At 67.5% G+C, this 9282-nt stretch carries 3 protein-coding genes and 5 pseudogenes; 6 read left to right on the top strand and 2 right to left on the bottom strand.

Annotated features, from left to right (window positions below):
* Nucleotides 1–291 precede the first annotated feature (291 nt).
* Nucleotides 292–590: pseudogene (locus ACZ7IB_RS47895) on the top strand (ISAzo13-like element transposase-related protein); the annotation flags it as partial.
* 13 nt (nucleotides 591–603) lie between these two features.
* Nucleotides 604–1246: pseudogene (locus tag ACZ7IB_RS47890) on the top strand (transposase family protein).
* Nucleotides 1247–1305: 59 nt separating this feature from the next.
* Here ACZ7IB_RS47890 and ACZ7IB_RS47885 read toward each other — a convergent pair.
* Together ACZ7IB_RS47885 and ACZ7IB_RS47880 are read right to left on the bottom strand one after the other, a co-directional pair.
* A pseudogene (locus tag ACZ7IB_RS47885) lies at nucleotides 1306–2115 on the bottom strand (SDR family NAD(P)-dependent oxidoreductase).
* 64 nt (nucleotides 2116–2179) lie between these two features.
* The gene (locus tag ACZ7IB_RS47880; RefSeq protein WP_470921559.1) at nucleotides 2180–3196 is read right to left on the bottom strand and encodes a ParB/RepB/Spo0J family partition protein; all 1017 of its coding nucleotides are present in this window, start codon (nucleotides 3194–3196) and stop codon (nucleotides 2180–2182) included.
* A gap of 331 nt (nucleotides 3197–3527) precedes the next feature.
* On the opposite strand from ACZ7IB_RS47880, the gene ACZ7IB_RS47875 reads away from it, so the two are divergent.
* The 4 genes and pseudogenes from ACZ7IB_RS47875 to ACZ7IB_RS47860 all read left to right on the top strand — a co-directional run bounded on the left by ACZ7IB_RS47875 (nucleotide 3528) and on the right by ACZ7IB_RS47860 (nucleotide 9150).
* A complete protein-coding gene (locus ACZ7IB_RS47875) occupies nucleotides 3528–4805 on the top strand; it encodes an ROK family protein (RefSeq protein ID WP_470921557.1) in 1278 nt (425 codons plus the stop codon).
* A gap of 313 nt (nucleotides 4806–5118) precedes the next feature.
* Nucleotides 5119–6031, top strand: a pseudogene (locus tag ACZ7IB_RS47870) (ABC transporter substrate-binding protein); the annotation flags it as partial.
* Nucleotides 5995–6216 (top strand): annotated as a pseudogene (locus ACZ7IB_RS47865) (carbohydrate ABC transporter permease); the annotation flags it as partial. The pseudogenes ACZ7IB_RS47870 and ACZ7IB_RS47865, both read left to right, overlap by 37 nt.
* A gap of 27 nt (nucleotides 6217–6243) precedes the next feature.
* Nucleotides 6244–9150 (top strand): glycoside hydrolase family 2 TIM barrel-domain containing protein, encoded by a 2907-nt coding sequence (locus ACZ7IB_RS47860; RefSeq protein ID WP_470921556.1) that lies wholly within the window; start codon nucleotides 6244–6246, stop codon nucleotides 9148–9150.
* Nucleotides 9151–9282 lie beyond the last annotated feature (132 nt).

The following is a 9282-nucleotide window of genomic DNA, read 5'->3' as shown; positions in this document are numbered from 1 at the left end:
CAGCCCCAACGAATACGAACACCGACACCACACCGCTAAACTCACGCTCGCCGCGTGATCAATAACCGCGTGCCCACCTTCACGGGGGAAGGCCCCATCGTTGCAGGTCAGGAGCACTCTCCGCTTATTTGATCAAGCATCGGACAACCCACCTCGTGAAAGCCCGAGGCTAGCCGTCCGCAAGGCGCTTCTCACGCTGATCGAGCCCGACGTTCGCGGGGTTGCGCGTCGCCACTGCACTGAACTGCCGAATCCGCTCGCAAGCTCGTCGAGCAGCTCACCCGGCAAGGCCACCGGATCTCCGCGGCCACTGTGAGCGACCTCCTGAGGCCGGCATCCACCGCCTACCCCACGGCCGGCCGACTACTGATGTCCGCCGACACGGGCGGCTCCAGCGGATACCGCACCCGCACATGGCAGTCCGAACTCGCCCAATTCACCGACACCTGGGCCGGCCTGGCGGTACTTCGCAGTGAAACCGGATCGAGCACCGGCGGTACAGGCCCCTGACCAGCCACGAAGTCATCGTCGAGAGCATCGCCGCGACCACCACCAAGCACGGCCTGACCCCGCACGCCAAACTCGACACCAGAGGCAGAACCGATGCCAAGGCCTGGGATCGAGGTGTTCACGGGGCTGCGGGCGGACCGGTTGGCCCGGCTGGTGCGGGCGGTGCGGGAACGGGGCGGGGAGCATCCGCGGATGGGGTCGCCGTGTGCCGGACCGTCCAGCAGGTGGCCCACGCTCGCGCTAGAGCCGACACCCCGCTCCGAGGGTGCGGTGGAACGGGGGTGGATCGTGGACGGCACTGTAGTACCGGTGCGCGACCGCAGTGTCGCCGCGTCCAGCCGCGACTACCGCTTCTCAGCGAACACGCGGGTCGTCATCGACACCGACACCCGTCTGCTGGTCGCCACCGCACGCCCGGTGGCTGGCAACACCACCGACGCCCACGCCTTTCGGGACACCGGCCCGGCCCAGCTGCGCAGGAACGACGCTGCTCGCCGGCGGCGCCCGCGGGGGCACCAGGCTCATGGTCCCGCACCGCCGCCGGGCCAAACGCCCGCTCCTGCCCATCCAAAACGCCGACAACGCCGCACACCGCAAGCTCCGCGCACGCGTCGAGCACATCCTCTCCCGGACGAAGAACTACACGATCCTCCAAAGCTGCCGACAACGGGGCAACGGCCTTCACCGCGCCGTCCAAGGCGTCACCCGCATGCACAACCTCACCCTCGGCACCTGAGATCAACAAGCCCGCGCGCAGGCACCACACCGCCCGCCCACGGACTCATGGAACAGGCTTTAGCCAGGTCGGACAGCTCCCTTTCGGGTTACCGCTTGCGATGCCTGTTGCTTGGTCTTGAGGAGCGCCATCGTCGCGTCAGCCACGTTGGCGCGACCTGGAATGCACAACTCCGCTCCGCGCTCCATCGCGTCCACCGCAACGGCCGCAACATCATCAGCGGATTCCCACATGATCGACGGGATCGTCGCGATCTCTTCGTCGCTGAATCCCGCGCGTCGAGCGAAATCGGTGGGAACAGGCCCGGGGCACAGGGCGGTCACGGTTACGGACGATTCCTGGAGTTCGAGCCGAAGCGTGCGGGTGAACGACAGCACGAACGCTTTCGCTGCCGCGTAGGTGCCCTGCCCGGGCAATGGCTTGAACGCTACTGTCGACGCGACGTTCAGAATCGCGCCCGAGTTTCGAGCCACCATGTCGGTGACGAAGCTGCGGCAAAGGTCAACAACGCTGACGACGTTCAGTTCCACGTGTGCCAGCTCAGTATCGAGATCGCACTCCGGAATGCTGGTGCGGGTAGCCGCGCCAGCGGCGTTGACGAGTATGTCGACGGCCAATCCGGCGCGTCTGATCTCGGCCTCGACGTTTCGACAGTCTGTTGGACTGGTGAGATCGGCCCGGACGGTGTCGACGCGGGCGCCGTACCCTCACAGTTCGTCCGCTACGTCCCGCAGTCGTGCCTTGTCTCGCGCTACCAAGGTGGTGCAATAGCCGCGAGACGCAAGTGTGCGCGCCATGGCCGCACCAATTCCGGATGACGCTCCAGTGATCACCGCAGTCCCGTGCGGAAATGGTGACGGAAGAGGCATGGCCTCAATCTAACGCAGTGTCGCGGCGTTCATTCCAAAGTACGTGCATGACCGGAAAGAACCCTTACTCGCGCGAGCGTAACTCCCCACGTCGCTCGAGGCGTTTAGCGATGACACCCCAGGTGAGCGAACACTGCTTCGCCAAAACGGCCATTTTCTCCGCACAGTGCGCGGGCACCGACTCCGCCACGTCTTCATCCAGACGATGCGCTCGCAGAAGGGTCAGCAGGTTACGACCGAACTGCGTCAGGTTTAAGGAAGGGTCCTTGCTCAGTTGTTGCCAGAAGAGCACGAAGTCGGGAGTCGACTCTGTCGATATCCTGTTCAGCACCCGGCCCTGCACGCTTTCCACCGCCGATACCTTGGCGGGCGGGACAGGGCCCTTGCCCTCTTGCAACCGACGGCGGACATCGTTCACCGTCCCCGGCGACAGTCCGACTTCCCTGGCGACTTCTCGCAGCGAGGCATCTGGTTTGGCCGTCATGATCTCCTCAGCCTTGCGTCGCCCTTCTGCCGTACTCAACGGTCGGACCCGCCCGTCACGCCCCAATCTCCCGTTCATCTGCGTGGAACCGACAGTTGAACGGCGCACCTTGCCGACGGTCTGGGCCGAGACGCCCACCGCAGAGGCGATGGATCGATCCGACCACTCGGGGCGCGCCTGCAGGAGCCGCACCGCCGCTGCGTGGCGGTCTGAAGCCGTCAGGGGCAACCCGTGCGCATTGTTGGCCTTGACCGAATAGATGAAGGCCTCGTCTTCGGTTCCGTCGAACAAGCGGGCTCTGATCAACGCGTCCCCCCTGGCCAACGCCGCTCGCAAACGGTGTCTACCGTCGATCACCGCGAGAGTGGACCGATGAACGATGATCGGAGGAAGTTCGTCTTCGGTGTCGGCGAGGAGCTGTACATGCGCCTCGTCAAGGTCTTTCAGCCGCGGGGAGCGGCCTGGCTGGATCTGCTCCAGCCTGAGGCGGACGACGGGTCCCTCGTCCGCCGCAACCAATGGCCGCTTGCTCTGGTCTCTGGATACATCGCAGGGCCGGATGCACGTGTCACCGACAATGATGTCAGGAAGGGCCATCCCAACTCCTCGCACAACGGTTTGCACAACACCAATCGAAAGGGCTTTCGCGACTCTACCCCCAGCCGATCCTCGCTAACCATGATCCATTTGTGACGGCTTGTCAGCTCAACTGACAGGTGGGCGCCCCAGCTGCTCCGTCAGACGGACGCCGCCTTCCGGCTCCGTTCGGGCAGTGCTGTCCGTAGAGCGTACGAGCTTCCCCGTCGGCGCTCGCCGAGCAATAGACCAGTTCTCTCACTCCATTTCATAACCCCTTGCCGAAAGTCGAGGTAGGCCATATCCTTGCGCCGCGCCGGTACTGAAGTCGCCCGGCCCAGCCTGGGAAGGGATGGAGGCACCTCTGGTGAAGACTCCGGTGAAGCGCACCTCACGTGACATCCGCATCGCGAACCGCTACGAGGTGCTGCGCCAGATCATCGCCGAGTCGCCCACCTCCCGGCAGAGACTGGCGGCCGTCACCGGGCTCAGCGTGGCCACGGTCGCCACCCTGGTCAGCGAACTGCTCGAGCTGCGGATGATCACGGAGGTCGGGTTCGAGGATTCGGCGGGCGGTCGCCCCCGGGGTCTCGTGGCCGTCAACGCGTCGGGGGGCGTGTTGATCGGCGTGGACATCGCGGAGACGTACGTCCATGTCGAGCTGTTCGACCTCGGGCTGAACGTGGTGGCCCGCGCCGACAAGGACATGCGCCCCGGCGAGAGCCTGCCAGAGCAGGTGGTCAGCCATGTGGCCGCCGCCATTGGGTCCGTGGTTGCGCAGGCCGGCATCGAGGGCGCGCGGGTGCTGGGCGTCGGGGTGAGCGTGCCGGGGCAGGTGGACCGGGACACCGGCACCTCGGAGTACGCGCCCAACTGGGACTGGCACGACGTGCCGCTGCTCGACCTGCTCTCCGAGGTCATCGCCTACCCCCTCTACCTGGACAACCCGCTGCGCGCCTGTGCCGTGGCCGAGATGTGGTTCGGGGCGGCGCGCGGGAACGGGGAGGCTGTGGTAGTCAACCTCGGGACCGGAGTGGGCGCCGGGCTCGTGCTGGACGGCGGGCTGTACCGGGGCGTGAGCAACAGCGCCGGCGAGTGGGGTCACACCACGCTCGTCCTGGACGGGCGGCTGTGCCACTGCGGCAACCACGGCTGCGTGGAGACGTACGTCGGCGCGCCCGGAATCATGCTGAATCTGCGCGAGGCGAGCCCGCAAAGCCCACTGCTGCACCTGGAGGACCAGACGGCCACGATCGACGCTCTGGCCCGCGGGGTCGCCGCGAACGATCCGGTGGCCGTCAAGGTGGTCCGGGACACCGCCCGCTACCTCGGCGCGTCCATCGCGCACCTAGTCAACCTGCTCAACCCCGAAGTGATCGTGCTCAGCAGCTGGGTCGCCGCCCGGCTGGGCAAACCGCTGCTGCACGAAGTGCGCGAGGCCGTCGCGAGGCACGCGCTGCCGCGCCCGATGGCCGCCACCGAGATCGTCCTCTCCCCCATCCCGACCGACCCGGTGTGCCTGGGTGCGGCCACGTTCGCGCTGGAGGGCGCCCTGCAGTCGGTGGGGCAGCGCGGTGGCTCGGCGTCGAGGGCATCGACGCACGGCGGCCCGAAGAGCTTGGCGCAGTAGCGCTCTCGGCGCCGCACCGAGGCGCTTCGCAAAAGGGGACCAGGCACAGCCGGAAGGAAGTACCGACCCCTACCCAAAGCCGTACCGCAACACCTCCAGAGGGCCGCCGACCACACCCGGACCCAGCAGCCGTCAACCCCCTTACGAACCCTCCTCGTTCGGGATCCCGAACCATGGGCAACGTTCCGAGCAGGCTTCGTCCAACCTCTTGCCGAAGTGTTAGCCGAAGGCTAACGTCCCGCACTGCAACGCAATGTGAGCCATGTCGCGCTGAGCATGGAGCCGCGGCCGCAATCGAGACAAGGACGTCAGCATGTCGGCAATGAACAACAGCAACTGGTCCCGCCGATCCCTCTTTCGGGCGGCCGCGGGAATGGCCGCCGCTGGCACGCTGGCCGCGTGCGGCAGCAACAACGGCCGTGGCACCAGCGGGGGTTCCGGCAAGCAGCTCACCCAGATGTTCCACGCCTACGGTGAGGCGGGGACGGAGCAGGCGATCAAGCGGTACGCGAAGGCGTACAAGGACGCCAACGTGTCCACGCAGTGGATCACCGGCTCCGACTACGAGAGCAAGCTCTTCGCGACGCTGCTCACCAAGAGCGCTCCGGACCTGTTCGAGTTCCACCCGCAGATCCAGATGGTCAAAGAGCGGCCAGGTGGCGGACCTGAGCGACATCAGCGACCCCGTCAAAAGCGACTTCAACCCGGCCGACATCGCCTCGCACACGGTCGACGGGAAGATATACGGCGTCCGGATGATCGACGATCCGCAGTTCTTCTTCTACCGGCCGTCGCTCTTCAAGAAGGCGGGCCTCAAGGTCCCGGAGACCTTCGACGAGCTGATCGAGGCCGCCGCGAAACTCACCACCGGCAAGGTCAAGGGCCTGCACGTCGGCAACGACCTGCACGCGATCGTCAACCCGCTGATCTGGTCCGCGGGCGCCGACACCCTCAGTTCCAAGAACGAGATCGCCTACCACACACCCGGCGTCATCGAGGGCCTGAAGAAGATGCGTCAGCTGTTCACCAGCGGCCACCTCCTCCTCGGCGCCCCGACCGACTACTGGTACCCGTCCTCGCTCAGTAAGGGCCTGTGTGCCATCCAGTTCTGCGGTATGTGGGCCATGCCGCAGTTCCAGAAGGCGCTCGGCGACGACATCGGCATCTTCCCGTTCCCGAAGGTCACGGACTCAACGGCTGGAACGCCTTCCTGTGGCCGTTGGTCATCGGCCAGGACCCGGGTTCGTGGACCGTCCAGGTGGCGCTCTCGTCGTACATCACGAACCAGACGGTCGTATTCCATACGATCTTCATGGCCACCGCCGTTTCCATCCTGCCCCTGGTGTTCGTGTTCCTCTTCCTCCAGCGCTGGCTGGTCCAGGGGATCGCGCAGACCGGCATCAAGGGCTGACGCCCTCCACCCACGACCTGGAGACCAATGTCTTTCCGCACGCCCCCCCCTCTCGGCTTCGCTCGAGCGGGGGCACCCCCATCGGCCATCGACTACGTCGAGGACGTCTCACCCTGCAGCGGGGCCCTCCCGCCCCGCGCCTGGTACGCATCCTCCGACGCGACGTCGCTTACTCTCAACGGCAGTTGGCGGCTGCGTGTGTCACCGACCGTCGACGCCGAGGACGACTCGTTCGCCGAGCCCGGATTCGACGCCGGGGACTGGGCCAAGGTCGCGGTCCCGGGCCACTGGGTGCTCCAGGGCGACGGCGCGTTCGGCCTGCCGATCTACACCAACCATCTCTACCCCTTCCCGGTGGACCCGCCGCACGTCCCGACGGAGAACCCGACCGGCGACCACCTGCGCGTCTTCGATCTGCCCGCGGACTGGCCGGACCTTTCCGAGGGTGGCGCGGTCATCCGTTTCGACGGTGTGGAGTCCTGCGCCCGCGTCTGGCTCAACGGCGCCGACATCGGCGAGTTCAAGGGCTCCCGGCTGCCGCACGAGTTCGCGGTCGGGCACCTGCTCAAGCCCAGCGGCAACGTGCTCGCCGTCCGCGTGCACCAGTGGTCGGCGGGCTCCTACCTGGAGGACCAGGACCAGTGGTGGCTGCCCGGCATCTTCCGTGACGTGACGCTGCTGCACCGCCCGGCCGGCAGCGCCCTCGACTTCTTCGTGCACGCCTCCTACGACCACGTCACCGGCGAGGGCACCCTGCGCGTCGACTCCGACGTCGACGGGCGGGTGTCCGTGCCCGCCCTGGACATCGATGTCGCAACGAGCGAGTCGGTGACGGTGGCGGTCCTGCCGTGGACCGCCGAGACGCCGAAGCTGTACGACGGCGAGCTGGTCGCCGAGGGCGAGCGCGTGCCGCTGCGCATCGGCTTCCGCACCGTGGAGCTGGCCGACGGCCTCATCAAGGTCAACGGCAAGGCGGTGCTCTTCAAGGGCGTCAACCGCCACGAGTGGCACCCGGAGAAGGGCCGCGCCCTCGACCTTGCGACCATGCGCGAGGACGTGCTGCTGATGAAGCGGCACAACCTCAACGCCGTGCGCACCTCGCACTACCCGCCGCACCCGGCCTTCCTCGACCTCTGCGACGAGTACGGCCTGTGGGTGATCGACGAGTGCGACCTGGAGACCCACGGCTTCACCGAGCAGGCCTGGCGGGACAACCCGGTCGACGACGACCGCTGGACCCCGGCCCTCCTCGACCGCGCCGCCCGCATGGTCGAGCGCGACAAGAACCATCCGTCGGTGGTCATCTGGTCACTGGGCAACGAGGCCGGCACCGGGCGCGGCCTGACCGCGATGGCCGAGTGGATCCACGGCCGCGACTCCTCGCGCCTCGTGCACTACGAGGGCGACATCAACTGCCGCGACACGGACATGTACTCGCGGATGTACGCCAGCCACGGCGAGATCGAGAGTATCGGCCAGGAGCTGGACGGCGGCACCCACAAGCGCCGTGAACTCCCCTTCATCCTCTGCGAGTACGGGCACGCCATGGGCAACGGCCCGGGCGGCATCGCCGACTACCAGGAGCTGTTCGAGAAGTACGACCGGCTCCAGGGCGGCTTCATCTGGGAGTGGATCGACCACGGCGTCACCCACCCGGAGCTGGGCTACGCCTACGGCGGCGACTTCGGCGAGGAGCTGCACGACGGCAACTTCGTCTGCGACGGCCTGATCTTCCCGGACCGGACCCCGTCACCGGGCCTGCTGGAGTTCAAGAAGGTCATCGAGCCGGTCTCCTTCGAGGGCGCGGACGCCGCCGTGCGGGTGACGAACAAGCAGGACTTCGCCGACCTGTCCGCGTTCGCCTTCGAGTCGTCCTACCAAGTGGACGGCGAGAGCGTCGAGTCGGGCTCCCTGTCGGTGCCCGCGCTCGCCCCCGGCGAGTCGGCGGACGTCAAGCTGCCCGAGCCGCCCGCCGACCACAGCGGCGGCGAGACCCAGTGGACGGTACGCGCGCTGCTGGCGGCCGACACCACCTGGGGGCCCAAGGGCCACGAGGTGGCGTGGGGACAGGTCCCTGTCACCGCACGGGCGTTGCCCTCCGTGGCCGCGACCGACGGTCCGGTGGCCGGCGACGGCGTGATCACGCTCGGCCCCGCTTCCTTCGACGCCCGCACCGGCGCGCTGAAGACGATCGGTGACATCGAGGTGAGCGGGCTGCGCCTCGAGGTGTGGCGGGTGACCACCGACAACGACGAGGGCGCCGAGTGGCTGACCGGCATCCGCTCCGCGGAGCTGTGGCGCAAGTACGGCCTGCACCGCATGCGGCACCGCCTGGCCTCGGTGGAGCTCGACGACGACGCACTGACCGTGCGGACCCGAGTCGCGCCAGCCGCCTGGGAGTTCGGTCTCGGCGTGGTCTACCGCTGGACCTCGGACGGCAGCCGTCTCAAGCTGACCGTGTCCGTGGGACCGGAGGGCGAATGGCCGGTGCCGCTGCCGCGCCTCGGCGTGCGGTTCGGGCTCGCGCGGGCCGACGCCGTGAAGTGGTACGGCGGCGGTCCCGGCGAGGGCTACCCGGACACCAAGTCGGCCTCCAGGACCGGTCGTTGGGAGTCCACGGTCGACGGGCTGCAGACCCCGTACCTCCGTCCGCAGGAGAACGGCGCCCGCGCCGACGTCCGTTGGGCGGAGCTCGGCGGGCTGCGCATCGAGGGCGACCCGGAGTTCTTCCTCACCGCCCGCCGCTGGACGACCGAGCAACTGGACGCGGCCACCCACCTCACCGACCTCACGGCCGGCGACACGGTCTGGGTGAACCTCGACCACGCCCTGCACGGCATCGGCACCGGCTCCTGCGGCCCAGGTGTGCTGCCTCAGTACCAACTGCACGCCGAACCCGCCGAGTTCTCCTTCGTCTTCTCGGATATCAGTTGACGGAAACGGACAAGCGGTCCATCGCGGCCGGCCGGCTCTTTCCCCTGCCGGCCGGGGTCCCCCTCTTCTCTCGATACCAACAACACCCCCTTCCCAGTCCCGGCGTCCCACAGCTCCTGTCCGCCCACAATA

It is taken from the genome of Streptomyces sp. NPDC037301, assembly GCF_055602785.1.
Note: the sequence above shows the minus strand (reverse complement) of the source record. Positions and strands in the feature narration are given on the sequence as shown.

Bases quoted from the DNA above. Each gene is read 5' to 3' on its own strand.
- ACZ7IB_RS47875 (WP_470921557.1), top strand. From the start codon at position 3,528: ATGGAGGCACCTCTGGTGAAGACTCCGGTGAAGCGCACCTCACGTGAC.
- ACZ7IB_RS47880 (WP_470921559.1), bottom strand. From the start codon at position 3,196: ATGGCCCTTCCTGACATCATTGTCGGTGACACGTGCATCCGGCCCTGC.
- ACZ7IB_RS47860 (WP_470921556.1), top strand. From the start codon at position 6,244: ATGTCTTTCCGCACGCCCCCCCCTCTCGGCTTCGCTCGAGCGGGGGCA.